At 71.6% G+C, this 23,467-nt stretch carries 22 protein-coding genes; 4 read left to right on the plus strand and 18 right to left on the minus strand.

The genetic code is table 11. The annotated features are described in order from the left end of the window. Positions 1 to 33: 33 nt before the first annotated feature. The gene (locus tag G407_RS30080) at positions 34 to 840 is read right to left on the minus strand and encodes a class I SAM-dependent methyltransferase (protein ID WP_029029345.1); all 807 of its coding nucleotides are present in this window, start codon (positions 838 to 840) and stop codon (positions 34 to 36) included. A 98-nt stretch (positions 841 to 938) separates the two neighbouring features. Here G407_RS30080 and G407_RS25035 point away from each other — a divergent pair, with 98 nt between their 5' ends. Next, a complete protein-coding gene (locus tag G407_RS25035; protein WP_052340802.1) occupies positions 939 to 2,300 on the plus strand; it encodes a TIGR03808 family TAT-translocated repetitive protein in 1,362 nt (453 codons plus the stop codon). A gap of 21 nt (positions 2,301 to 2,321) precedes the next feature. On the opposite strand, the gene G407_RS0101235 is transcribed toward G407_RS25035, so the two are convergent. After that, on the minus strand, positions 2,322 to 3,293 hold the full coding sequence (locus G407_RS0101235; protein ID WP_029029346.1) for an NAD(P)H-dependent flavin oxidoreductase: 972 nt from the start codon (positions 3,291 to 3,293) through the stop codon (positions 2,322 to 2,324). A gap of 200 nt (positions 3,294 to 3,493) precedes the next feature. On the opposite strand from G407_RS0101235, the gene G407_RS0101240 reads away from it, so the two are divergent. Continuing rightward, positions 3,494 to 3,871, plus strand: a complete 378-nt coding sequence (locus tag G407_RS0101240) for a VOC family protein (RefSeq protein ID WP_029029347.1) — start codon at positions 3,494 to 3,496, stop codon at positions 3,869 to 3,871. Between the two features lie 50 nt (positions 3,872 to 3,921). Here G407_RS0101240 and G407_RS0101245 read toward each other — a convergent pair whose 3' ends face one another. The 10 genes from G407_RS0101245 to G407_RS0101290 form a co-directional block, all read right to left on the minus strand. After that, entirely contained in the window at positions 3,922 to 6,102 is a 2,181-nt protein-coding gene (locus G407_RS0101245) for a sodium-translocating pyrophosphatase (RefSeq protein ID WP_029029348.1), read from the minus strand. Positions 6,103 to 6,330: 228 nt separating this feature from the next. Further along, on the minus strand, positions 6,331 to 7,587 hold the full coding sequence (locus G407_RS0101250; RefSeq protein ID WP_084327152.1) for an MFS transporter: 1,257 nt from the start codon (positions 7,585 to 7,587) through the stop codon (positions 6,331 to 6,333). Positions 7,588 to 7,596: 9 nt separating this feature from the next. Continuing rightward, positions 7,597 to 8,610 carry a thiamine-phosphate kinase gene (gene thiL, locus G407_RS0101255; RefSeq protein ID WP_052340850.1) on the minus strand — a complete coding sequence of 338 codons (1,014 nt, stop codon included), beginning with the start codon at positions 8,608 to 8,610 and terminating at the stop codon, positions 7,597 to 7,599. Between the two features lie 100 nt (positions 8,611 to 8,710). Beyond that, positions 8,711 to 9,214: a GNAT family N-acetyltransferase gene (locus tag G407_RS0101260; RefSeq protein WP_029029351.1), complete on the minus strand. Its 504-nt coding sequence runs from the start codon at positions 9,212 to 9,214 to the stop codon at positions 8,711 to 8,713. Further along, positions 9,211 to 9,759 (minus strand): GNAT family N-acetyltransferase, encoded by a 549-nt coding sequence (locus G407_RS25040; RefSeq protein ID WP_052340803.1) that lies wholly within the window; start codon positions 9,757 to 9,759, stop codon positions 9,211 to 9,213. The genes G407_RS0101260 and G407_RS25040 overlap by 4 nt, the downstream gene beginning before the upstream one ends. Further along, positions 9,759 to 10,397 carry a methyltransferase family protein gene (locus tag G407_RS25045; RefSeq protein WP_052340804.1) on the minus strand — a complete coding sequence of 213 codons (639 nt, stop codon included), beginning with the start codon at positions 10,395 to 10,397 and terminating at the stop codon, positions 9,759 to 9,761. The genes G407_RS25040 and G407_RS25045 overlap by 1 nt, the downstream gene beginning before the upstream one ends. 260 nt (positions 10,398 to 10,657) lie before the next feature. Beyond that, a complete protein-coding gene (locus tag G407_RS0101275) occupies positions 10,658 to 11,449 on the minus strand; it encodes an amino acid ABC transporter ATP-binding protein (RefSeq protein WP_029029352.1) in 792 nt (263 codons plus the stop codon). Between the two features lie 18 nt (positions 11,450 to 11,467). Then, on the minus strand, positions 11,468 to 12,619 hold the full coding sequence (locus tag G407_RS0101280; protein ID WP_029029353.1) for an amino acid ABC transporter permease: 1,152 nt from the start codon (positions 12,617 to 12,619) through the stop codon (positions 11,468 to 11,470). Between the two features lie 10 nt (positions 12,620 to 12,629). Further along, positions 12,630 to 13,877 (minus strand): amino acid ABC transporter permease, encoded by a 1,248-nt coding sequence (locus G407_RS0101285; RefSeq protein ID WP_425337481.1) that lies wholly within the window; start codon positions 13,875 to 13,877, stop codon positions 12,630 to 12,632. Between the two features lie 105 nt (positions 13,878 to 13,982). Continuing rightward, positions 13,983 to 15,008 (minus strand): amino acid ABC transporter substrate-binding protein, encoded by a 1,026-nt coding sequence (locus G407_RS0101290; RefSeq protein WP_029029355.1) that lies wholly within the window; start codon positions 15,006 to 15,008, stop codon positions 13,983 to 13,985. 322 nt (positions 15,009 to 15,330) lie between these two features. On the opposite strand from G407_RS0101290, the gene metC reads away from it, so the two are divergent. Then, positions 15,331 to 16,515, plus strand: a complete 1,185-nt coding sequence (gene metC, locus G407_RS0101295; RefSeq protein ID WP_029029356.1) for a cystathionine beta-lyase — start codon at positions 15,331 to 15,333, stop codon at positions 16,513 to 16,515. Positions 16,516 to 16,518: 3 nt separating this feature from the next. Here the strand turns inward: metC and G407_RS25050 are convergent, their stop codons facing one another. From G407_RS25050 to G407_RS25055, 4 genes are read right to left on the minus strand one after another with little or no spacing between them, the layout of a single operon-like run. After that, positions 16,519 to 17,157, minus strand: coding sequence for a pyridoxamine 5'-phosphate oxidase family protein (locus G407_RS25050; RefSeq protein ID WP_052340805.1), 639 nt, complete (start codon positions 17,155 to 17,157; stop codon positions 16,519 to 16,521). 17 nt (positions 17,158 to 17,174) lie between these two features. Beyond that, positions 17,175 to 17,510, minus strand: coding sequence for a lipid-A-disaccharide synthase N-terminal domain-containing protein (locus tag G407_RS0101305; RefSeq protein ID WP_043538621.1), 336 nt, complete (start codon positions 17,508 to 17,510; stop codon positions 17,175 to 17,177). Further along, positions 17,507 to 18,343, minus strand: coding sequence for a glycosyltransferase (locus tag G407_RS0101310; protein WP_052340806.1), 837 nt, complete (start codon positions 18,341 to 18,343; stop codon positions 17,507 to 17,509). Before G407_RS0101310 ends, G407_RS0101305 begins: the two co-directional genes overlap by 4 nt. Beyond that, positions 18,340 to 20,088 (minus strand): ArnT family glycosyltransferase, encoded by a 1,749-nt coding sequence (locus G407_RS25055; protein ID WP_052340807.1) that lies wholly within the window; start codon positions 20,086 to 20,088, stop codon positions 18,340 to 18,342. The genes G407_RS0101310 and G407_RS25055 overlap by 4 nt, the downstream gene beginning before the upstream one ends. Positions 20,089 to 20,460: 372 nt before the next feature. On the opposite strand from G407_RS25055, the gene G407_RS25060 reads away from it, so the two are divergent. Then, complete coding sequence (locus G407_RS25060) at positions 20,461 to 21,906, plus strand: carotenoid oxygenase family protein (protein ID WP_043538714.1); 1,446 nt, start codon at positions 20,461 to 20,463, stop codon at positions 21,904 to 21,906. Positions 21,907 to 21,916: 10 nt separating this feature from the next. On the opposite strand, the gene G407_RS0101325 is transcribed toward G407_RS25060, so the two are convergent. Together G407_RS0101325 and G407_RS0101330 are read right to left on the minus strand one after the other, a co-directional pair. Further along, positions 21,917 to 22,555, minus strand: coding sequence for a 3-oxoacid CoA-transferase subunit B (locus tag G407_RS0101325; RefSeq protein WP_029029359.1), 639 nt, complete (start codon positions 22,553 to 22,555; stop codon positions 21,917 to 21,919). Between the two features lie 9 nt (positions 22,556 to 22,564). After that, positions 22,565 to 23,245, minus strand: a complete 681-nt coding sequence (locus G407_RS0101330) for a 3-oxoacid CoA-transferase subunit A (protein ID WP_210163058.1) — start codon at positions 23,243 to 23,245, stop codon at positions 22,565 to 22,567. Positions 23,246 to 23,467: the final 222 nt, after the last annotated feature.

Here is a 23,467-nt window from a genome sequence, read left to right on the forward strand (position 1 = left end):
ATCGCCCCCCTCTGTCGCCCGCCCGCAGGCGTGTCAACCCGGCTCGGTGCCCGCGCCGGGCTTCGTCGCCTCGAGCCAGGCGTGGTGGCGCAGGCGGTGGGGCAGCAGCCGGTCGCCGAGCCCCCAGCCATCGTCGAGGCGCAGCAGCAGCCGCTGGAGCGCGCTCTTGGGCTTGCGGCTCTCGTAGGTGACGTTGACCCCGAAGCCGCGGATGCCCACGAGGCCCAGCTCACCGGCGATCCAGCGCAGCTCGTCGAGCGTGTATTCGCGATGGTGCCCGTGGAAGGGTGTGCCCTCGCGGAAGAAGTGCACCACGTTCTCGTGGGGCGAGCGCCCGCCCAGGAGGCGCAGGCGCATGTCCAGGCGCGCGATGTTGGGCACGGAGAGGCACAGGCGCCCCCCGGGAACGAGAGCGCCCACCATCTTCTCGAGCACGGGCCGCGGCGAGTGCGGCAGGTGCTCGATCGTCTCGAAGGCGACGACGGCGTCGTAGGCGTTCTCGGGCAGCCGCATCGTCTCGACGTCCGCCTCGACGAAGCGGATGCCCGCGTGGGACAGGGCCTCCACCCGCGGGCGCACGTCGCCTTCCCACCCGCGCAGGGCATCGACGACCGTGACCTCCGTCCCCATGAGCCGGGCGACGAGCGGATAGAGCGATACGCCGCCGCCGACGTCGCAGACCCGCCCGCCCGGGACGCTCATCAGCGCCGCCGCGATCCGCATCCGCGTGCTCGGAAGCCCGGCCGTGCCGACGATCTCGCTCGCGCGCCTGCAGGCGGCCGCGAAGGCGTCGGGGTCGAGGCGTCGCTCTGCGAGGATGGTGCGGAGCCTGGGGTGCATGTCGGTCGTGTCCGGTTGACGCACATCTACTCGTCGCGTGCCGCAAACGCGGCGTCAACCGGGCGCGTGCGAGGGTCGGCACAGAGGAGACCTCCGCCATGCCGCTCGCGCCGCTCCACCCGTCGCCGCCGCCGCGCCCCGATCGCCGCTCGCTGCTGGGCGCCGCCCTCGGCGGCTCGGCCCTCCTCGCCGCGGGGGGGCCGGCGCTTGCCGCCGCGCTCTCGGCGGAGAGCTTCGGCGTGCGCGGCGACGGCACCGAGCGCACGCTCGCGCTCCAGCAGGCTCTCGACGCAGCGACGGCCGCGGGACGGCCGCTGGCGCTCGCACCCGGGGATTACCCCGTCGGCGGCCTGCGCCTGCCGTCGGGGGCGGTGCTGATCGGCCCGCGCACGGCGCGGCTGCGCCAGGCGAGCGGCGCACCGGTGATCTCCGCGGCGGGCGCGCCGGGGGTGCGGCTCGCAGGCCTGTCGATCGAGGGGCTCGGCGCCGGCGTCGGCGACGCGCCGCTCGTCGCCCTGCAGGACTGCGGCGATCTCGCGATCGACGACGTGGCGCTCGCCGGCGCGCCGGGGATGGCGATCCGGCTCGAGCGCTGCGGCGGGCGGGTCTCCGGCTGCACCATCGCCGGCGCGCGCGTGGGCCTGTTCTCGCTCGACGCGACCGGGCTCGTCGTCGCCGGCAATTCCGTGGTCGACTGCCTCGACAACGGCGTGCAGATCTGGCGCTCCCAGAAGGGCGAGGACGGCGCGCAGGTGCTCGGCAACCGGATCGCGCGGATCGGCGCCCGCTCCGGCGGCACGGGCGAGAACGGCAACGGGGTCAATGTCTTTCGCGCAGGCGGCGTCGTCGTCGCGGACAACGTCGTCGCGGAGTGCCAATTCTCCGCCGTGCGCAACAACGGCGGCGACGGCGTGCAGATCGTCTCGAACCGCGCGCGCGCCTGCGGCGAGGTGGCGCTGTTCACCGAGTTCGGCTTCGAGGGCGCGGTGATCGCCTCCAACGTCGTCGACGGTGCGGCGCACGGGATCGTCTCGACCAACCTGAACGAGGGCGGGCGCATGGCGGCGATCACCGGCAACGTCGTGCGCAACCTCTTCCGCCGCCCCGCCGTGGAAGGCGGGCAGCAGGCGCGCAGCTACGGCATCTTCGCGGAGGCCGAGGCCGCGATCACGGGCAACGTCGTCGACGGCGTGCCCGACGAGGGCCTGAGGCTCGGCTGGGGGCCGTACCTGCGCAACGTCGCCGCCACCGGCAACGTGCTGCGCGACTGTGGCGTGGGGATCGTCGTCAGCGTCGTCGAGGGCGCGGGGCCGGTGCTCGTCGCTTCGAACCTGATCACCGGCGCCCGCCGCGGCGCCATCCTCGGCCACCGCTGGGACGAGACCGCGACCGGCGACATCGCCCGGGAGGGCGCGCAGGCGTGGACGCACCTGACGATCACGGGGAACGCCGTGGGCTGACGCCGCCGCAGCCCTCGGGGCTCAGCGCAGGCGCAGCCGGCCTGCCATCGCCCGTGCCGCGTCGTATTCCGCCGCGAGCCGCGCGATGCGCTCGGCGGCGGGGACGACGTCCTGCACCGCGCCGATGCCCTGCCCCGCGCCCCAGATGTCGCGCCAGGCCTTGGCGTCCGCGCCCGATGCGCCGAAGTCCATCGCCTGGCGCTCCTCGGCGGCGAGCGTGTCGGGATCGATGCCGGCGGCGCGGATCGAGGGCTTCAGGTAGTTGCCCGGCACGCCGGTGAAGTAGGGCGTGTAGAGGATGTCGTCCGCAGCACTCTCGACGATCATGCGCTTGTAGCCCTCGCTCGCCTTCGCCTCCGTCGTGGCGATGAAGGGCGAGCCGATATAGGCGAAGTCCGCCCCCATCACCTCGGCCGCACGCACCGCCCGTCCGGTGGCGATGGCTCCCGAGAGGGCGAGCGGGCCGTCGAAGAAGGCGCGGATCTCCTGGACGAGGGCGAAGGGCGAGAGCCCGCCCGCGTGCCCGCCGGCGCCGGCGGCGACCGCGACGAGCCCGTCGGCGCCCTTCTCGAGCGCCTTGCGGGCGAAGGCGAGGTTGATCACGTCGTGGAAGGTGATGCCGCCCCAGCCGTGGACCGCGTCGTTCAGCTCCGGGCGCGCGCCGAGTGAGGTGATGACGATCGGCACCCGGTGCTTCTCGCACAGCGCGAGATCCTGCTCGAGCCGGTCGTTCGAGCGGTGGACGATCTGGTTCACGGCGAAGGGCGCCGAAGGCGCCTCCGGGTGCGCGGCGTCGTGGGCGGCGAGCGCCTCGCGGATCTGCGCGAGCCACTCGTCGAGCAGCGCCGGCGGGCGGGCGTTGAGCGCCGGGAACGAGCCGACGATCCCCGCCTTGCACTGCGCGATGACGAGCTCCGGCCCCGAGACGATGAACATCGGGGCGGCGATCACGGGCAGGCGCAGGCGGCCCTGGAGGATGGCGGGTATCGGCACGGGGACGTCTCCGGCGAGGCTTCGGGCACGAGCGGGGTCGCAGCCGACATGGACGTTCCGCGCGGTCCTGGCAAGCGTGTGCGGCAACGCCCGGCCGCGCGGCCGGGGAGCGGCTTCCCTTAAGGATGCGTCCGGATGTCGCGGTTGGGCGCGCGGGACTAGGGTCCGCCCGGCGCACGGCGCGCCCGAGGAGACGAGCGATGACACCGCACGGGTACTTCCACTGGAACGAGCTGATGACGAAGGACCTCGCCGCGTCGAAGGCCTTCTACGGCGCGACGCTGGGCTGGACCTTCGAGGAGATGCCGATGGACGACGGCACCGTCTACGCCGTCGCGATGGTGGGCGAGACGGCGGTCGCGGGCCTGTTCGACACGTTGCATATGGGCGACGAGGCCGGGCCGGAGACCTGGTTCGCCTATGTCAGCGTCCACGATCTCGACGCGGCCCTGGCCGCGGCGCGGGAGAAGGGCGGGACCGTGCTGCGCGAGCCGTTCGACGTCCCGCAGGTCGGCCGCATCGCCATCGTCATCGACCCGCGCGGCGTCGCCATCGGCTGGATGACGCCGGCGTCGTGACGATCGCTGCCCGCCCCGGCCGAGCGCGACCGGGGCGGGCGGGGGCGTCCTCACATCTGGGCGAGGACGGCGAGCAGCATCAGCGCGATGATGTTGGTGATCTTGATCGCCGGGTTCACGGCGGGGCCGGCCGTGTCCTTGTAGGGATCGCCGACCGTGTCTCCGGTGACGGAGGCCTTGTGGGCCTCCGAGCCCTTCATGTGCTTGACGCCGTCCTTGTCGACGAAGCCGTCCTCGAAGGACTTCTTGGCGTTGTCCCAGGCGCCGCCGCCGGACGTCATCGAGATCGCCACGAACAGGCCCGTGACGATCACGCCGAGCAGCATCGCGCCCACCGCCGAGAAGGCCTGGCTCTTGCCCGCCACCGCGTAGATGACGAAGTAGGTCACGATCGGCGCGAGCACCGGGAGCAGCGAGGGCACGATCATCTCGCGGATCGCGGCCTTGGTCAGCATGTCGACCGCGCGGCCGTAGTCCGGCCGGTCGGTGCCGGCCATGATGCCGGGCTTCTCCTTGAACTGCCGGCGCACCTCCTCGACGACGGCGCCCGCCGCGCGGCCCACCGCCGTCATGGCGATGCCGCCGAACAGGAACGGGATCAGGCCGCCGAAGAGCAGGCCGACGACCACGTAGGGGTTGGCCAGCGAAAAGTCCGGGATGACGCCCTGGAAGTACTGGTACTGGGTCGAGCCCTCGCGGTTCGCCTCGAGGATGAAGTAGTTCAGGTCCGAGGTGTAGGCCGCGAACAGGACGAGCGCGCCCAGGCCGGCCGAGCCGATGGCGTAGCCCTTGGTGACCGCCTTCGTGGTGTTGCCGACGGCATCGAGCGCGTCGGTGGAGCGGCGCACCTCCTTGGGCAGGCCCGCCATCTCGGCGATGCCACCGGCGTTGTCCGTCACCGGGCCGAAGGCGTCGAGCGCCACCACCATGCCGGCGAGCGCCAGCATCGCCGTCACCGCGATGGCGATGCCGAACAGGCCGGCGAGCAGGTAGGCGCCGATGATGCCCACCACGATCACGAGCGTCGGCAGCGCCGTCGCTTCCAGGGAGATGGCGAGGCCCTGGATCACGTTGGTGCCGTGGCCGGTGACCGAGGCCTGGGAGATCGAGCGCACGGGCCGGAAGCCGACGCCGGTATAGTACTCGGTGATCCAGACGATGAGCCCCGTGACTACGAGGCCGAGCACGGCCGCGAGCAGGAGGTCGAGGGAGGTGAACACCGTGACGTTCTCGCCACCGCCGAGCGTCGGCACGACCGCGGTGAACTCGGCCGAGAAACCGCCGAACAGCAGGACGTTGACCAGCGCGATCGCCGCGATCGAGAGCACGCCCGTGGCAATGAAGCCCTTGTAGAGCGCGCCCATGATGGACGAGTTCGCGCCGAGCTTGACGAAGAACGTGCCGGCGATCGAGGTGACGATGCACACCGCGCCGATCGAGAGCGGGTAGAGCAGCATCGTCTCCATCACCGGCTGGCCGGTGAAGAAGATCGCGGCCAGCACCATGGTGGCGACGAAGGTCACGGCGTAGGTCTCGAACAGGTCCGCCGCCATGCCGGCGCAATCGCCCACGTTGTCGCCGACGTTGTCGGCGATGGTGGCGGGGTTGCGCGGGTCGTCCTCGGGGATGCCGGCCTCGACCTTGCCGACGAGGTCGCCGCCGACGTCCGCGCCCTTGGTGAAGATGCCGCCGCCGAGGCGGGCGAAGATGGAGATCAGCGAGGCGCCGAAGCCCAGCGCCACGAGCGAGTCGATCACGACCCGCGAGCCGGGCTCGTTCCCCAGGCCGCGGGTGAGGACGGTGAAGTAGACCGCGACGCCCAGCAGCGCGAGGCCCGCCACCAGCATGCCGGTGACGGCGCCGGACTTGAACGCCACGTCGAGGCCCTTGGCCAGCGAGGTCGCCGCCGCCTGGGCGGTGCGGACGTTGGCGCGCACCGAGACGTTCATCCCGATGAAGCCGGCGGCACCCGAGAGGATCGCGCCGATGGCGAAGCCGATCGCCACCCAGATCCCCAGCAGCCAGACGATTACGCCGAAGAGGATCACGCCGACGATGCCGATCGTGATGTACTGACGCTTGAGGTAGGCCTGCGCGCCCTCGGCGATCGCGCCCGCGATCTCCTGCATCCGCAGGGTGCCGGCGTCGCGCTTCATGACATCGTTGATGGCCCACAGGCCGTAGGCGATGGATAGCGCACCGCCCAGGATGATGAGTGTGAGTACGAGCATCTGACCGTCCTTGGGATCGGGGTCGGCGTCGTGTCCGTATCGACCGGCACGCACGCGACGCGCCGGGGCCGGCGCTCGTCCCCTCGAGGTTCTCCGCTGCGAGTCGTGCCAAACTTTGTGGCGGTGCGCAAACGAGTCTTGTGGCGGATGCCTGCCGGATGCACCGATTTCCGCCGCTTCGCGGCGGCCGCCGCCGGCGCGCCCCGTGCTCGCGGCCGCCTCGAGGCCTCAGGCCGCCGAAAGCCGCTTGTCGCGCGCCTGCAGCGCCACGAGGGCGAGGGCCACGACGACCGGCGGGAAGACGAGCCAGTTGAGCGTCTCCCAGCCGCCGACGTCGAGGAGCTTGCCGGCCGAGAAGGAGGCGATCGCCACCGAGCCGAAGACGAGGAAGTCGTTCGTGCCCTGCACCTTGGCGCGCTCCTCCGGGCGGTGGCAGTCCGTCACCATGGCGGTCGCGCCGATGAAGCCGAAGTTCCAGCCGATCCCGAGCAGGACGAGTCCGCCCCAGAAATGCGCGACCGAGAGCCCGCCGAGGTTGATCGCCGCGGCGACCGCGATCGTCACGAGGCCGATAGCCGTGATCGTCTCCTTGCCGAAGCGCTCGATCAGCCTCCCCGTGAAGAAGGCCGGGCCGAACATCGCGAGGATGTGCCAGGAGATGCCGAGCGCCGCCGTCTCGATCGGCAGCCCGCAGCCCACCATCGCGAGCGGTGCGGCCGTCATGAGGAAGCTCATCAGCCCGTAGGAGACGAGCCCGGCGCAGACCGCGATGACGAAGCGCCCCTGGCGCACGATCTCGCGCAGGGGCCGCCCCGCGGGCGCGGGCGGCTCCCCGGCCGGGCGGGGCGGGAGCGCGGGCGGGGTGCGCAGGGCGGAGATCACGAGGATCGAGAGGAGCGCGAGCCCGCCCTGGGCCATGAACGAGCCGGCGAAGGGCGCGCCGGGGATCGCCTCGCGCGTGAGGATCACCACCTGCGGCCCGACCACGCCCGCGACGAGCCCGCCGGCCATGACCCACGAGATCGCCCGCGCCTTGAAGGCGGGGCTCGCCGTGTCCGCCGCCGCGAACCGGTAGGACTGCACGTAGGCGCCGTAGAACCCGGCGACGAAGGTGCCCAGGCAGAACAGCGCGAAGGCCTCGCGCGCGATCCCGAGCGTCGCGATCGTGCCCGCCATGACGCCGATCGTCGCGCCGAACATGTAGCCCGCACGCCGCCCAAAGCGGCGCATCACCAGGGCGGCGGGAATGGTGCCGAGCGCGAGGCCGAGGTTGAGCAGGCTCACCGGCAGGGTGGCGAGCGCGTCGTTCTCCGCGAGCTGCTGGCCGACGATGCCGCCGAGCGAGATCACGATGGCGGGGTTTGCGCCGCCGAGCGCCTGTGCACCCGCGAGCACGAAGGCGTTGCGGCGGGCGAGCCCGTCGTCGATCCCCGAACCCGCCGCGGCGTCCGCCGGCCCGATCACCCCCGCCTGCGGCTTCCTCATCCCGTACGCTCAAAAATGGCTGTAGGAGCCGCAGGCATAACGCGTCTCGGTGCCCGCGTCACGGAAAACGGGGAGCTCGTCGCCGGGGACGATGCTGCCGATCGCGGTGGCGCGCACACCGGCGCGCTCGGCCGCGTCGAGGAAGGGTGCGAGCGCCGCGTCGGGCAGGGTGCAGAGGATCTCGTAGTCGTCCCCGCCGGTGACGATCGTGTCGATCAGGGTCGGATCGACGGCGAGCGCCGCACGGGCGGCCTCCGAGATGGGCAGGAGAGCGAGGTCCACCTCGGCGCTCGCGCCGGAGGCGCGGCACATCTTGGCGAGGTCCCCGGCGAGGCCGTCCGAGACGTCCATCGCCGCGCGGGCGTGGGCGCGCAGCGCCTCGACGACGCCGAGCCGCGGGGCCGGGTGGAGGTAGCGGTCGGTGAGGAAGACGCGCCCGTCGACGCCGAGCACCTCCGTCCAGGCCGCGCCCGGCGCCGTCCGCAGCAACAGGCCGAGCGCGGCGTCGCCGATCGTGCCGGTGACGACGATCCGGTCTCCCGGCGTCGCGGCGAAGCGGTGCACCATCGCCCCGCGCGGGGTCTCGCCGAAGGCGGTGACCGAGAGGGCGAGCGGGCCCGGCGTCTTCACCGTGTCGCCGCCGAGCAGCGGGCAGCGATAGGCCTCCGCCGCGTCCTTCAGCCCGGCGGCGAACTGCTTCAGCCAGCGCGGGGAGATGTCCGGCGGCAGGGCCGCTGAGAGCAGGAAGCCGCGCGGACGCGCACCCTTCGCCGCGAGATCGGACACGTTGACGCCGAGCGCCTTGCGCCCGATGGCACCCGGCGGATCGTCGGGAAAGAAGTGCACCCCGGCGACCAGCGTATCGACGGTGACGACGAGCTCCGTCCCCTCGCCGGGCACGATCCGCGCCGCGTCGTCGCGCAGCCCGAACGCCCCCTCCCCCGCCAGCGGGCGGAAGTAGCGCGAGATGAGGTCGTCCTCGGTGAGACGCACGTCGTCCTCGTCGTGCGCGGGATCGGGCATCGGAATCACCCCGGGGAGCCATCGACGGAACGTCGGTCGAGGTCCGACGTATGCGCCATGGACGCGCGGTGGGCAAGCGCTCCCCTCGGCGGTCGTGAGATCACCCCGCCGGGACGGCGAACGCCTCGTGGTGCGCCAGGGTGCCGGCGGGCGGCGGACCCGCGAAGGAGAGCGCGAGGACGTACCGCGCGGGCACGCCCGGCATCGCGAGCCGGGGATCGGCATCGAAGCCGAAGCGCCCGTAATAGGCGGGGTCTCCGACGAGAACGACGCCGCGGGCGCCCGCGGCGCGGACGCGCGCCAGCCCCTCGCGCACCAGCGCGGCGCCGATGCCGCGACCCTGGCGATCCGGCCGCACGGCGATGGGGCCGAGCGCGAGCCAGCCGACGTCGCGACCATCGACGCGCACCTCCGAGAACCCCACGTGCCCAACGACCGTGCCGTCCTCCTCCGCGACGAGGGAGAGCGTCAGCGCGCCCGCCCGCCGCAGGCGCTCTACGATCGCCGCCTCCGTTCCGCTCGCGTGGGGTGCACGGGCGAAGGCATCCGTCGTGATGGTGCCGATCGTGCCGGCGTCGGAGGGCGTCTCGGGGCGAATGATCATGCGGCGTCTCCGGCCACCGCCGGCGCGCACGGCTTCCACAGCAGCTCGCGGGTGGCCATGTCGAGGAAGGCGGCGTGCCCCGCCAGGATCGCTGCCAGCCCGGGGCCGATCGCGGCCTCGGGAAGCGGCGCGTAGCCGAGGCGGCGGAACCACGGCCCGTTCCAGGGCGGCACCCGGAAGGTGGCGAGGCTCGTACCCGCGAGACCCAGCTCGACCGCGCGGATCTCCGCCGCCCGCATCAGGTCGCGGCCGACGCCGCGGCCGCCGGCCTCGGGCGCGACGGCGATGCTCGCGACGTAGATCAGGCCATCGAGGGGCTCGAGCAGGACGTATCCGGAGGGGCGCCCATGGATCTCCGCGACGAGCGTCTCGCCGCGGGCGAAGCGCTCCGCCGCGATCGCCGGCGTTTCCGCGACGAAGGCCAGCGGCCCGCCCGCCTCGCGGTAGCGCGCGCGGGCGGCGACGTCGATGGCCCGCAGGTCCTCGATCTCCCCGGGCGCGGGCGCCCGCTGGACAACGGCGGCCGCCTCCCCCTGCGCCGGCATCAGCCGCGGACCTTGCGGCGGAACGGCCCCGGCACCGCGAAGGCTGGCACGCGCTCGGCGTAGTCGCGCCAGAGGGCGCCGAAGCGCGCATCGAGCGCGCGATCCTCGACGTGCGCCTGCACGCGCAGCACCGAGAGGCCGACGAGCAGGCTCACGAGCGAGAACACGCTCGGCAACGCCAGGAAGAAGCCGATCTGGCCGAGCGCCACGGCGACGAAGAGCGGATGGCGCATGGCGGCGAAGGGACCGCCCGTGATGAGCCGGCGCGGGCCCTCCTCGCTCACGCCCGACATCCAGTCCTCCGACATGTAGGAGTGGGTGTAGACGACGAGCGCCAGCGAGGCGACGAGGAAGAGGAGGCCGCTCGCCACGACGGCGGCGGTGTAGAGCGGGTCGAAGCGCCCGAGCGCAGCGTCGAGCCCCGGATAGGGCACCCGCACGAGACACACGCCCCAGATGGCGATGCGGAAACCGTTGAAGAGAACGCGTCCGACCCGCTGCGCCGAGCCCGGCGCGCCGCGATGCTCGTGCGAGCGTCCGGTGCGCGCCCGCAGGGCGAACAGCTTCGCCGTGTAGAACACCGCGACGAAGGTGAAGTAGCAGGCGAGCGCCGCCCGCCCGAATTCGAGCACGTCCACGTGAGCGACCTCATGCGCGACCGAGCCCCCGCCGGCAAACTGCCGGCATCGACCCGTGGTGCGTCGCGTCTGTCGCACCGGAGCCGTACGCTTCCCGCGCGCTCACGGGGGCGGCTCTGTCGGCTCGCTCTCACCGGCGCGAGCCGAAGTACACCACGAACCGGACGACTTGGAAACCCTCGGCCGTGCGACGCCGACGGCGGGCGTGCGCTCGCGCGCGACGCCCGCTGGATTTCCGCGCCCGCCGCGGCCCGCCCGCCTCAGTGCAGGATCTGGCCGAGGAAGAGCTTCGTGCGCTCGTGCTGCGGGTTGGAGAAGAAGGCCTCCGGCTCGTTCATCTCCACGATCTGCCCGTAGTCCATGAAGATCACCCGGTCCGCCACCTGGCGGGCGAAGCCCATCTCGTGGGTGACGACCATCATGGTCATGCCCTCCTCGGCGAGCGACACCATGGTGTCGAGCACCTCCTTGACCATCTCCGGGTCGAGCGCGGAGGTGGGCTCGTCGAAGAGCATGATCTGCGGGTTCATGCACAGCGAGCGGGCGATGGCGACGCGCTGCTGCTGGCCGCCGGAGAGCTGGCCCGGGTACTTGTGGGCCTGCTCCGGGATCTTGACGCGGGTGAGATACTTCATCGCGATCTCTTCGGCGTCCTTCTTGGGCATCTTCTTCACCCAGATCGGCGCCAGCGTGCAGTTCTCCAGGATCGTCAGGTGCGGGAACAGGTTGAAGTGCTGGAACACCATGCCGACGTCGCGGCGGATCTCGTCGATCCGCTTGAGGTCGTTGGTGAGCTCCGTCCCGTCGACGATGATCTGCCCCTTCTGGTGCTCCTCCAGCCGGTTGATGCAGCGGATCATCGTCGACTTGCCCGACCCGGACGGGCCGCAGACGACGATGCGCTCGCCACGCATGACACGCAGGTTGATGTCGCGCAGCACGTGGAACTCGCCGAACCACTTGTGGACGCCCTTCATCTCCACGGCGACCTCGGTGTTGGAGGCCTGGCTCTGCGCGGTCTGCGGCTTCTCGAGGCTCGTTGTGTCAGCCATCGCTCGATCCCCTCTCGATCATCGTTTTTCGCTGGCCGCGAGCCGGCGCTCGACGGATTGGGAGTACCAGGACATGCCCCAGCAGCAGAAGAAGTAGAAGATGGCCGCGAAGGCGTAGCCGGAGTAGTTCACCGACGGGGCCGACCAGAGCGGGTCGATCCGGGCCGACTCCACCGTGCGGATCAGGTCGAAGATGCCGACGATCGACACCAGCGTCGTGTCCTTGAACAGGCCGATAAAGGTGTTGACGATCCCCGGGATGACGATGCGCAAGGCCTGGGGCAAGACGATGAAGTACATCATCTTCGGGTAGGACAGGCCGAGCGACATCGCCCCCTCGTACTGGCCCTTGGGGATCGCCTGCAGGCCGCCGCGCACCACCTCGGCCATGTAGGCGGAGGCGAAGAAGGCCACGCCGATCAGCGGCCGGACCAGGCGGTCCACCGTAATGCCCTCCGCCAGGAACAGCGGCAGCATGGTGTTGGCCATGAACAGCACGGTGATGAGCGGCACGCCGCGGGTGAACTCGATGACGATGACGCACACGAGCCGCACGATCGGCAGGTGCGATCGTCGCCCCAGCGCGAGCAGGACGCCCACCGGCAGGGAGATCACGATGCCCACCGCCGAGACCACGATCGTGACGAGGATGCCGCCCCACACGCCGGTGGGCACGTTGGAGAGGCCGATCGCCGGGAAGCCGGCCAGCAGCCAGTAGGAGAGGATCGGCACGACGACGAAGAAGTAGATGGCGCCGAGCCCGCGCCGGGGCGCGTCGAGCCACAGCATCCAGACGATGCCGATCGCAAGAACGAGGAAGAACAGGTTCGGGCGCCAGCGCAGGTCCGCCGGGTACGAGCCGTAGAGGAAGTAGTTGACGCGGTCGATCACGAAGGCCCAGCAGGCCCCCACTTCGCGGCCGGTCGTGTCCTCGCGGCAGGCGCTGCCGTCCTGGCCGGTCCAGACGGCGCTGAAGAACAGGTAGTCGAGGATCGGCGGGACGATCCAGAACAGGAACCACGCCATCAGCACGGTCACCGCCGTGTTGATCGGCCCGGAGAACAGGTTCTCCTTCACCCACGCGAGGGGGCCCGCAACGGTGCGGGGCGGCGGCAGCGCCTCCTCGGAGGCGGTGCGCACGAAGCTGCGCTGAGGGGTCATGACGGTCATGGCGTCCTCCTCAGCGTTCGACCAGCGCGATGCGCCGGTTGTACATGTTCATGAAGAACGACGTCACGAGCGAGATGATCAGGTACACGGCCATGGTGATCGCCACGACCTCGACGGCCTGCCCGGTCTGGTTCAGCACCGTGCCCATGAACACCTGCACGAGGTCGGGGTAGCCGATCGCGACCGCGAGCGACGAGTTCTTGGTCAGGTTGAGGTACTGGCTCGTCAGCGGGGGAACGATCACCCGCATGGCCTGCGGGATGATCACGAAGCGCATCGTCTGCCCGGGCTTGAGCCCGAGCGAGGAGGCGGCCTCGGTCTGGCCGCGCGACACCGCGAGGATGCCCGCGCGCACCACCTCGGCGATGAAGGCGCCGGTGTAGATCGCGAGGCCCAGCACGAGGGCGACGAACTCCGGGAACAGCTGCGAGCCGCCGGTGAGGTTGAAGCGTCCCTGCTGCGGCACGTCGAAGGTGACGGGAGTGCCTCCGCTCAGCGTCAGCAGCAGCCAGGCGAGGACCGGTAGGCCGACCACGAGGCCGAGCATCGTGAGCCCGATCGGGAACTGCTCCCCGGTGGCCGCCTGACGCGCCTTCGCCCAGCGCCGCACCAGGAGCGAGACGACGATGCCCACGCCGAAGGCGATCAGGATGAGGATCGCGCGGCCGTCGAAGACCGCGGCCGGCAGCGAGAGGCCGCGCACGCTCAGGTAGAAGCCCGGTGCGAGCTCGATCGCGTCGCGCGCCGAGGGCAGCGTCGAGAGCACCGCGTTGTACCAGAACAGCAGCTGGAGCAGGAGCGGCAGGTTGCGGATGATCTCGACGTAGGCCGAGGCGACCTTGGCGAGGATCCAGTTCTTCGACAGGCGCGCGATGCCCGCCGCGAAGCCGATGATCGTGGCGAGCACGATGCCGATCGCCGCGACCAGCAGCGTGTTCAGCAGCCCCACGACCAGCGCGTCGCCGTAGGTCGAGGCGGCGGCCGAATACTCGATGAAGGTCTGGTTGATGTCGAAGCCGGCGGGCTGCCCGAGGAAGCCGAAGCCCGACGCGATGCGCGCGGCCCGCAGGTTTTCGACCGCGTTGGTGACGGCCTCGTAGGCCATCCATCCGATCAGCAGAACCAGGACGCCCTGAAAGAAGAAGCCGCGGACCCTCGGATCATAGATCAACGAGGCTCGCGGCGGCGCTTGATCGACGACGCTCGCCAACTTGTCACCCTCCCCATTCCGGCGCCCCGCGCCGGTCGATGTCATCACGCCGAAGGGCTCTTTCGCCCGTGGCCGTTCCCCTGGGCCGGCTCGTTCTCAGCGGATGCAAGAAGAGCGCCGCACCCCGGGAGGTGCGGCGCTCCGATGCGATCCTCAGCGGATCGGGTGGCCGTACTGCAGGCCGCCGTCGGTGTAGAGCGCGTTGAGGCCGCGGCTCAGGCCCACGGGCGAGCCCTCGCCGATGTTGCGATCGAACACCTCGCCGTAGTTCCCGATCTTGGAGATCACGTTGAACGACCAGTTGTTGTCGAGGCCGATCATCTCACCGAAGTTGCCCTCGACGCCGAGCAGGCGGCGGATCCCCGGCGCCTCCGAGGTGTCACGCAGCTCCTGCGCGTTCGCGGACGTGACGCCGTACTCCTCCGCCTCGAGCATGGCGTAGTGCAGCCAGCGCACGATGTCCGCCCAGTTGTTGTCGCCGTGACGGACCACCGGCCCGAGCGGCTCCTTGGAGATGATCTCCGGGAGGATGACGTGGTCGCCCGGGGTCGGCGCGCGCAGGCGCTCCGACGCGAGACCGGAGGCGTCCGTCGTGAACGCGTCGCAGCGCCCGCTGAGATAAGCCTCGACCGCCTCGACCGACTGGGCGAAGGTGACGGGCTCGTAGTCCATGTTGTTGCGGCGGAAGAAGTCCGCGAGGTTGAGCTCGGTGGTCGTGCCCTGCTGCACGCAGACCGAGGCGCCGTCGAGCTCGAGCGCCGAGGTGACGCCGAGGCTGGCGTTCACCATGAAGCCCTGGCCGTCGTAGTAGTTGATCGCCGGGAAGTCGAGGCCGAGCGACGTGTCGCGCGACATGGTCGAGGTCGAGTTGCGGAACAGCACGTCGACTTCGCCCGCCTGGAGCGCGGTGAAGCGATCCTTGGCCGAGAGCGGGATGAAGGAGACGGCGTTCGGATCGTCGAAGATCGCGACGGCGAGCGCACGGCAGTACTCGACGTCGAAGCCGGTCCAGTTGCCCTGGGCATCCGGAACGCCGAAGCCGGAAAGGCCGGTGTTCGAGCCGCAGATCAGCTGGCCGCGATCGCGGATCTGCTGGAGGGTCTCCTGCGCGGCGGCCACGCCCGTGAAGGCGACGCCAGCGGCAAGGCCGAAGGCGATTGTGGTAAGCGCTTTTTTCATGCTTGTCGTTCTCCCAAGGAAGGTTGGTGCGCCGACCCGTCGAGCAAGTCAGCCCCTCTGATGGCGCGACCCGTCCTGCTACGTGCGCAGGTCGGCGCTCCGGGCACTTCTCTGGCGCTGTCGTGTTCGTGCGTCAATGCCGATGTCGCCTTCGCCCAATCGCCGAGCGCCCGCGGGTCGCGTCACGCCCGCATCTCAGGCCAGGGGTCCGACGCGGTCAAGTGCCGATGAGCATGTGGGCTGAGCCGAAACGGGTATTTTTTCACGACGCGCGGGATGCTAAGCAAAGGTTGCCCGCGCGTGATGCAAGTCGAGGATGCAAATGACGGAAGAAAATGCACGGTCGAGCTGGAGAGACGGCACCCGGCTGGTTCACGCAGGACGCGACCCGTCCACGCAGCACGGCTTCGTGAATACGCCGATCTATCGCGGATCGACCGTGCTTTTCCCCACGATGGACGATCTCCTCAACCGGCGCGGACGTTACGTCTACGGAACGCGCGGCACGCCCACGACGGAGGCGCTGGAGAGCGCATGGACGGAGCTTTCGGGCGCCGCCGGCACGGTGCTCGCCCCCTCGGGCCTCGGCGCGATCTCGCTCGCGCTGCTCAGCCTGGTGCGGTCGGGAGATCACGTCCTCGTCACCGACAACGTCTACTGGCCGACGCGCGCCTTCTGCGACGAGATGCTCTCCGGGCTCGGTGTCGAGACGACCTACTTCGATCCGATGATCGGCGAGGGCATCGCCGCGCTGATCCGCCCGAACACCAGGGTCCTCTTCCTGGAGACGCCGGGCTCGCTGACGCTCGAGGTGCAGGACGTGCCCACGATGGCGGCGGCGGCCCGGGAGAAGGGCGTCGGCGTCGTCCTCGACAACACCTGGGCGACGCCGCTCCTCTACCCGCCGCATGCGCGCGGCGCGGATCTCGCGATCGAGGCCGGCACGAAGTACCTCTCCGGCGGCTCCGACCTCCTGCTCGGCATGGTCTCGGCCAATGCCGAGCACTGGCCGCGCCTGCGCAAGACCTTCGACCTGTTCGCGAACTGCGCCGGCCCGGAGGACGTCTTTCTCGCGTTGCGCGGCATGCGCAGCATGAAGCTTCGCCTCGGGGAGGCCGAGCGGCAGGGGCTCGCGATGGCGCACTGGCTCGCCGCGCGCCCGGAGGTCCGCCGCGTGCTGCACCCGGCGATGCCGGGGCATACCGGCCACGAGATCTGGAAGCGCGACTTCCGCGGCGCCTCGGGCCTGTTCTCGCTCGAGCTCGAGCCGGTCTCCACCCCCGCGCTCGCGGCGATGCTCGACGGGCTGCGCCTGTTCGGCATGGGTTTCTCGTGGGCGGGCTTCGAGAGCCTCGTCATTCCCTTCGATCCGAACAAGACCCGCACGGCCACCCGCTTCGCGCACGAGGGGCCGCTCCTGCGCTTCTCGATCGGCCTCGAGGACGTCGCCGACCTCCAGGAGGACCTCGACGCGGGATTCGCGCGGCTCCGCGCAGCCGCCGGCTGAGGCTCACGGCACGAGCCAGGTGGCGTCTTCCCAGGTAGCCTCTTGACAGTCGGCCTCCGCGGAGCCGTCCGGGCGGCGCACGAAGCGGGCGCGGCGGTGGCCGTCGCGGGCGAGCCAGAGCGTCTCGAGGGTCTCGGCGACGATCTCGACCGCGCAGAACTGCGCGCGCCCGGCCAGGATCGCGTCCTCGCTCTCCGGCAGGTCGAAGCCGTCCGGCACTGCGATCGCCCTGCCGGGCGCGGGCTGCGTCGCATAGCAGGCGCGGCTCGCCATGCGCGAGCCGCGCCAGGCCTCCTCCGCGAGGGCGTCGGCCGTGTGCAGGACGGCCGCGCCCTCGATGCGGACCTGCAGCTTTGCCACGGGATCGTAGGCGTGGAGCGCGATGCGGGCGTCGCGGCGCAGCTCGGCGACCTTCTCGGAGCGCGTGTCCGTGTGGAAGCGCAGGCGCGCCCGCGCCGGCTCGACGCCCCGCAGCACCACCGTGCGCAGGCGTGGGCGGCCGTCGAGGCCGACCGTCGCCACCGTGGGCGCGTGGAAGGGCGAGCGACGATCCTCCACCCCGCGCGCCAGCTGCCGCCAGGCGTGCGCACGCATCGCGTCGAGGTCGTTCGCGAAGGCGGGCGTGTCGCGCGGATCGCGCATGTGCGGCTCGCTCCCCCTCACGAGGTCAGGGAGCGGGTCTCGCGCTTCGACTTGGCGATGAGCATCAGGTTGCGCATGTAGATCAAGGATCCCAGCGCCTGCCCGATGATGAAGACCGGGTCCTGCCGGTAGACGGCGTAGCCGAGCAGGATGAAGCCGCCGCCCAGCGAGAAGAACCAGAACGAGATCGGCACGACGCTCTTGCCGGCCCGCTCGCTCGCGATCCACTGGACCACGAAGCGGGCGGTGAACAGCAGCTGGCCGAGCAGCCCGATCAGCACGACCATGTCGAAGCTATCGATGAAGATCGTGTGCAGGCGCCCGCCCAGATCGTTGATCAGGTTGGCGATCATCGAGACGACCCTTCCGAGATGGGGGAACCCACGTTGACGTTGCGCTCGGGTGCCGGGATCTCCGGCGCGGAAACCTCGCGCGCGTCGGCGATGCGCCGACGGCGCCGGATCAGCCACCACACGCCCGCGAGGTCGAGGATGCCGACGAACAGCCGGTCGAGCATGCCGTATTTCGACGTGCCGGCGAGGCGCGGGCGGTCCTTCACGTCGACGTGGACCACGCCGTAGCCCTCCCGCGCGACGAGGGCCGGCATGAAGCGGTGGAGCGCGTCGAAATAGGGCAGCATCAGGTAGACGTCGCGCCGCACGACCTTGAGCCCGCAGCCGGTGTCGCGCGTCGCGTCGGCCAGCACGCGCCGGCGCACGCCGTTGGCGATGCGCGACTGGAACGCCTTGAAGCGGCCCTTGCGGCTCGTGCGCTGCCCGGCGCACAGGCCGCAGCGCGGGCCGCCGGCCTCCAGCGCGGCCACGAGGGCGGGGATGAAGGCCGGGTCGTTCTGCCCGTCGCCGTCGATCGTCGCGACGAGCGGCGCGCGGGCGGCGCGGATTCCCGAGCGGACGGCAGCGCTCTGGCCGCAGCTCGCCGCGTGGCGGACGACGCGCAGGTGAGGGCGCGTCGCCCGGGCGGCGGCGAGCTCCGCGGCGGTGGCGTCGGTCGAGCCGTCGTCGACGTAGACGATCTCGAAGGCGCCGAGCGGCGCGCAGGCCGCCTCGATCTCCGCGATCAAGGGCAGAACGTTGCCGGCCTCGTTCTTGACCGGCACGACGACGGAGAGCACCGGCGCCGGCAGGACGGCGCGATCGGCCGAGGCCGCGCTCGCTGGGCCGCTCATCGCGTCCCCTCCCCTGCGCGCGTGTAGACGCCGATGCCGAGCGGATCGCCGCCGTTGATGTTGAAGCCGAGCACCCGCTCGGCCTGGACCGCCGCGAGACCCGCCTGCGCGAGCGCCTGGCCGAAGCCGACCTCGAAGGCGTCCGTCACCAGGACGACGCGGCAATCGCCGTCCGCGAGGAAGCGCGCCGCGGCCTCCGGCCCGTCGAGCATGGCGAGATCCGTGCCGGCGAGGAAGACGAGGCTCGGCTCGCGATAGCCGAGCGTCCCCACACGCGGGCTCGGGCAGGAGACGTCGCGTGCGACGGCGCGCTCCGCGGCCGCGGCGAGGTTCGGCGACAGCTTCAGAGCCGCGAGGTCCTTCTGCGCGAAGCCGAAGACGGCGACCGAGAGCGCCATCGCGGAGACGATTCCGGCGAGCGTCGCGTCCTCGACCCGCGCCTTCGCCCACAGCCGCCAGGCCGCGAGCCCGAGGACGGCGGCGACGGCGAGCGCAGCGAGGGCGGCGACGCCGAGCCGATCGCCCAGCATCCAGGCGGCGATCGGCAGGCCGATCAGGAGGCCGACCGGAACCAGGGCGAGGAGGAAGCCGAAGATGCGGAAGCGTCGCCGGTAGGGTCCGACGAAGCCGCGTCCGATGCCGAGCGCCGCCGCGATCGCCAGCGCGGGATAGAGCGGCATCGTGTAGTGCGGTAGCTTCGTCGGCACGAGCTCGAGCGCGATCCAGGCGGGCACGACCCAGGCGACGAGGAAGGCCCCCTCGCGGACCCGTCGGTTGATCCAGGCGAACTCCGCGCCGATCGCCGCCATCAGCGCGCCGGGCCAGAACGTGGCGAAGAAGACGAGGAGGTAGAAGCCCGGCGGCGCCCAATGGTAGGTCTGCGCCGTGCCGACCTTGCCGAGCAGGTCCTGCCCCGCCGAGGCGGCGAAGAAGTCCGCGCCCGAGCGCAGGGCGATCATCACGAACCACGGCGCCGCGATCGCCAGCGCGAGCGCCAGGCCGGGCAGCGGGCGCAGCGCCCAGAGCCAGCGGGCCGACCGCTCGTGGAGCGACAGCGCGATCGCCGGCAGCCCGGCGAAGAGCAGCACGAGCGGCCCCTTCACCAGCACCCCGATGCCGATCCCGAGCCAGAAGGCGAGGAATACGGACGTCGGCAGGCGCACCGCCCCGCGCGCGAGCCAGGCGCGGGCGAGCGCCCCCATGGTCGCGACGCTGCAGGCGAGGAGCACCGCGTCCGTCTTGGCGAGCCGGGCCTCGACCATCAGGATCACGCTCGCGCCGACGAGCGCCGCTGCGAGGAAGGCCTCCCGCCGACGCGCGAGCGCCAGCGCGGCCCAGTAGGTCAGGAGCGTCGCCGCGATGGCGCCCGCCAGCGAGGGCACGCGGTAGGCGGCGATCGTGGTGCGCGCGTCCGCGATACCGACCGCATCGGCGGCGGAGACGGCGGCCGCCTGCATCCAGTAGATGCCCACCGGCTTCTTGTGGCGGGCCTCCTCCTGGAAGCGGATGTCGACGACGTCCCCGGTCTCCAGCATCTGCTTCGTCGCCTGGGCGTAGCGCGGCTCGTCGCGGTCCATCGGCTGGAGCGAGACGAAGCCGGGCAGGAAGCAGGCGAGGCAGATCAGCACGAGGAGGAAGGCCGCGCGTCCGTGCCCCCCTTCCGCGAACGAAAGCAGACGTCCCCCGGGCGTGCCGCGGTCGGGCTCGGGAAAGCTTCCGTCCCGGTTGAGGGAGAGTGTCGTCATCGAGCGGCTCCGGCGGCGCGGGTCATCTCGGCAATCCGGGTGCGAATGTCAAATCGGGGGAGGGTCCGGCGAGGGTCCGCCGAGAGCCCGGGGCTTTGCGCGCCGCGCACGGCGAAACCAAGGCGGCGTCGGTGATCGCGCGACGCGTGCGAGCGTGCCCTGCCGACCGTGCTGGACCCGTTCTGCGCGCATCGGGGAAAGCGGCGCGCGTTTCGGCCGGCGTGTGGCGAATCGTCGAGAGGTGTGGCCATCCGGGTCGGCGCCGTGCGAGGCTTCGCGCCGGTTCGGCACCGGGAGCGAGCAGGCATCGCGGGCCGGAACCGCCCACCGATGCGCCGGGTTTTCGAAGCCGGCGCGACGCCGAGGACGTCGATGAGCGAATCGCCCGAGGATGCGGCTCCCTACGCCGCCGGCTTCCGGTCGACGACGCGGGAGGTCGCGGACGTCGCGCTCGCCGTGCGCGGGACGCTCCCGGGCTGGCTCTGCGGCGCGCTGCTGCGCGTCGCGCCGGCGCTGTTCGAGGTGGGCGAGCAGCGCTACGCACACTGGTTCGACGGCCTCGCGCGGCTCCACCGGTTCGCCGTCGCCGACGGGCGGGTGACCTATCGCAGCCGCTTCCTGCGCTCGCGCGCCTACGAGGAGGCGACCCGCGCCGGGCGGATCGTCTACGCGGAGTTCGCAACCGACCCGTGCCGCAGCCTGTTCGGCCGCGTGCAGGCGATCCTCGAGCCCACCGTCACCGACAATGCCGTCGTCGGCGTCAACCGCATCGGCGGCGAGATCGTCGCGCTCACGGAGACGCGGCTTCCCGTGCGCTTCGACCCGTGCACGCTGGAGACGCTCGGCGTCCACGACTTCGGCGCGTCCGTCGAGGGCTCGGTCTCGACGGCGCATCCGCACCACGACGGCACCCGCGCCTACACCTACCTGATCTCCTTCGGCCGGCGCTCGGCCTACCACGTCCACGCGGTCGACGACGCGGGCGTCGAGCGCGAGCTCGCCCGCATCCCCGTGGAGCGGCCGTCCTACATGCATTCGTTCGGCATGAGCGAGAGACGGCTGGTGCTGGCCGAGTTCCCCTTCGTGGTGAACCCCCTGCGGCTGTACCTCTCGGGCGCGCCCTTCATCCGCAACTACCGCTGGGACCCGGCGCGGGGGACGACGCTCACCGCGATCGACAAGGAGACCGGCGCCGGCGTCGGGCGCTGGACGGCGCCGCCGCTCTTCGCCTTCCATCACGTCAACGCGGTGGAGCGCGGGGATACGCTGGAGATCGACCTCGTCGCCTACGACGACGCGTCCGTCATCGACGCGCTCTATCTCGCCCGGCTGCGCGGGAGCGAGCCGGTGCACGCCGTCGGCCGGCTCGTGCGGCTGACGCTGCCGGCGGGCGGTGGCGAGGTGTCCGTGCACACCCTGTCCGACACGCCGATCGAGCTGCCGCGCATCGACTACCCGCGGCGCCAGGGCCGCCCGTACCGGTACGTCTGGGGCAACGGCCAGGCCGGTGCCGACTTCCTCGATTCGATCGTGAAGATCGACCTCGCCGGCGACGCGGCGACCAATGCCCGCGTCTGGCGCGAGGACGGCGCCTGGCCCGGCGAACCGGTCCTCGTGCGTCGTCCGGGAAGCGAGCGGGAGGACGACGGCGTGCTGCTCTCGGTCGTGCTCGACGCCCGCGCCGAGCGCTCGTTCCTGCTCGTCCTCGACGCCGCGACGCTCGCGGAGATCGCCCGGGCCGAGGCGCCGGAGATCGTCACCCTCGGCTTCCACGGCAATTTCCTCGGCACGCCGGAGGACGGGCCGCTGCACGCCTGAAGCGCGCGGCTCACCCCGCGCGGAGGTCGAGATCCACGAGGCGCCGCAGCGCGTCGATGTCCAGCCCCTCGACGAGATCGCGCGCGACGACACCGTCCGGCCGCAGATCGAAGGTCGCGAGGTCGGTGTAGACGCGCGAGACGCAGGCCCTGCCCGTGAGCGGGTAGGCGCATTCCCGCACGAGCTTCGGCCGGCCCTCCTTGGTCAGGGCTTCCATCAGCACGAAGACGCGCTTGGCGCCGATCGCGAGATCCATCGCGCCGCCGACGGCGGGGATCGCATCCGGCTTGCCGGTGTGCCAGTTGGCGAGGTCGCCCCCGACGGAGACCTCGAAGGCGCCCAGCACGCAGATGTCGAGGTGGCCGCCACGCATCATCGCGAAGGAATCGGCGTGGTGGAAGAAGGACGCGCCGGGCAGCGTCGTCACCGGCCGCTTGCCGGCGTTGATCAGCTCCGGGTCCTCGTGCCCCGCCGCGGGGCGCGGACCCATGCCGAGGAGCCCGTTCTCGGTATGGAGCACGATCTCGCGCCCCTCGGGCAGATGGTCGGCGACCAGGGTCGGCAGGCCGATGCCGAGGTTGACGTAGGCGCCGTCCGGGATGTCGCGGGCGACGCGAGCGGCCATGGCGTCGCGGTCGAGCTTGTTCATGACGTGACCTCACCAGGACGGGGGCGTCGCCTCGTGCGCGACGACGACGCGCGAGACGAAGATGCCGGGGGTGACCACGCACTCGGGGTCGAGGGCGCCGAGCGGCACCACCTCGGAGACCTGCGCGATCGTCAGCGCGGCGGCGCTCGCCATGATCGGCCCGAAATTGCGCGCGGTCTTGGCGTAGACGAGGTTGCCGTGCCGATCGCCGGCGCGCGCCTTGATCAGCGCCACGTCGGCACGGATCGGGTACTCGAGCACGTAGTCGCGCCCGTCGATGGTGCGCGTCTCCTTGCCCTCGGCGAGAAGGGTGCCGTAGCCGGTGGGCGTGAAGAACGCGCCGATGCCCGCGCCCGCGGCGCGGATGCGCTCGGCGAGGTTGCCCTGCGGCACGACCTCGAGCTCGATCTCACCCGCCCGGTACTGCCGGTCGAAGTGCCAGCTGTCGTGCTGGCGCGGGAACGAGCAGATCACCTTGCGCACCCGGCGCGCCGCGATGAGGGCGGCGAGGCCGGCGTCGCCGTTGCCGGCGTTGTTGGAGACGATGGTGAGGTCCGTCGCGCCCTGGGCGATGAGGGCGTCGAGGAGCGCGAACGGCATCCCCGCCGTCCCGAACCCGCCCACGAGAACGGTCGCGCCGTCGCGGATGCCCTCGACGGCGGCCTCCGGCGTCGGGACGATCTTGTCGATCATGCCTCGGGTCTCCCACGGCGGGCGAGAGCGCCCGCGAGCGGGATAGGATTAGCGGAAGGACGCGGCGAGGGGAACGCCGCAGGACGACGGGGCCGGTTGCGCGCGCGTGCGGCGGCTTGCGCGCCGGCGATGGATATCCTAGGGATATCACCCTGCGATCGGCGATCCGCTCGAGCCGGCGCCGGCGGGGTGCAGCCGCGGCGAGGCGAGGGGCGCGAG

The sequence above is a fragment of the Salinarimonas rosea DSM 21201 genome (assembly GCF_000429045.1).
Taxonomy (GTDB): domain Bacteria; phylum Pseudomonadota; class Alphaproteobacteria; order Rhizobiales; family Beijerinckiaceae; genus Salinarimonas; species Salinarimonas rosea.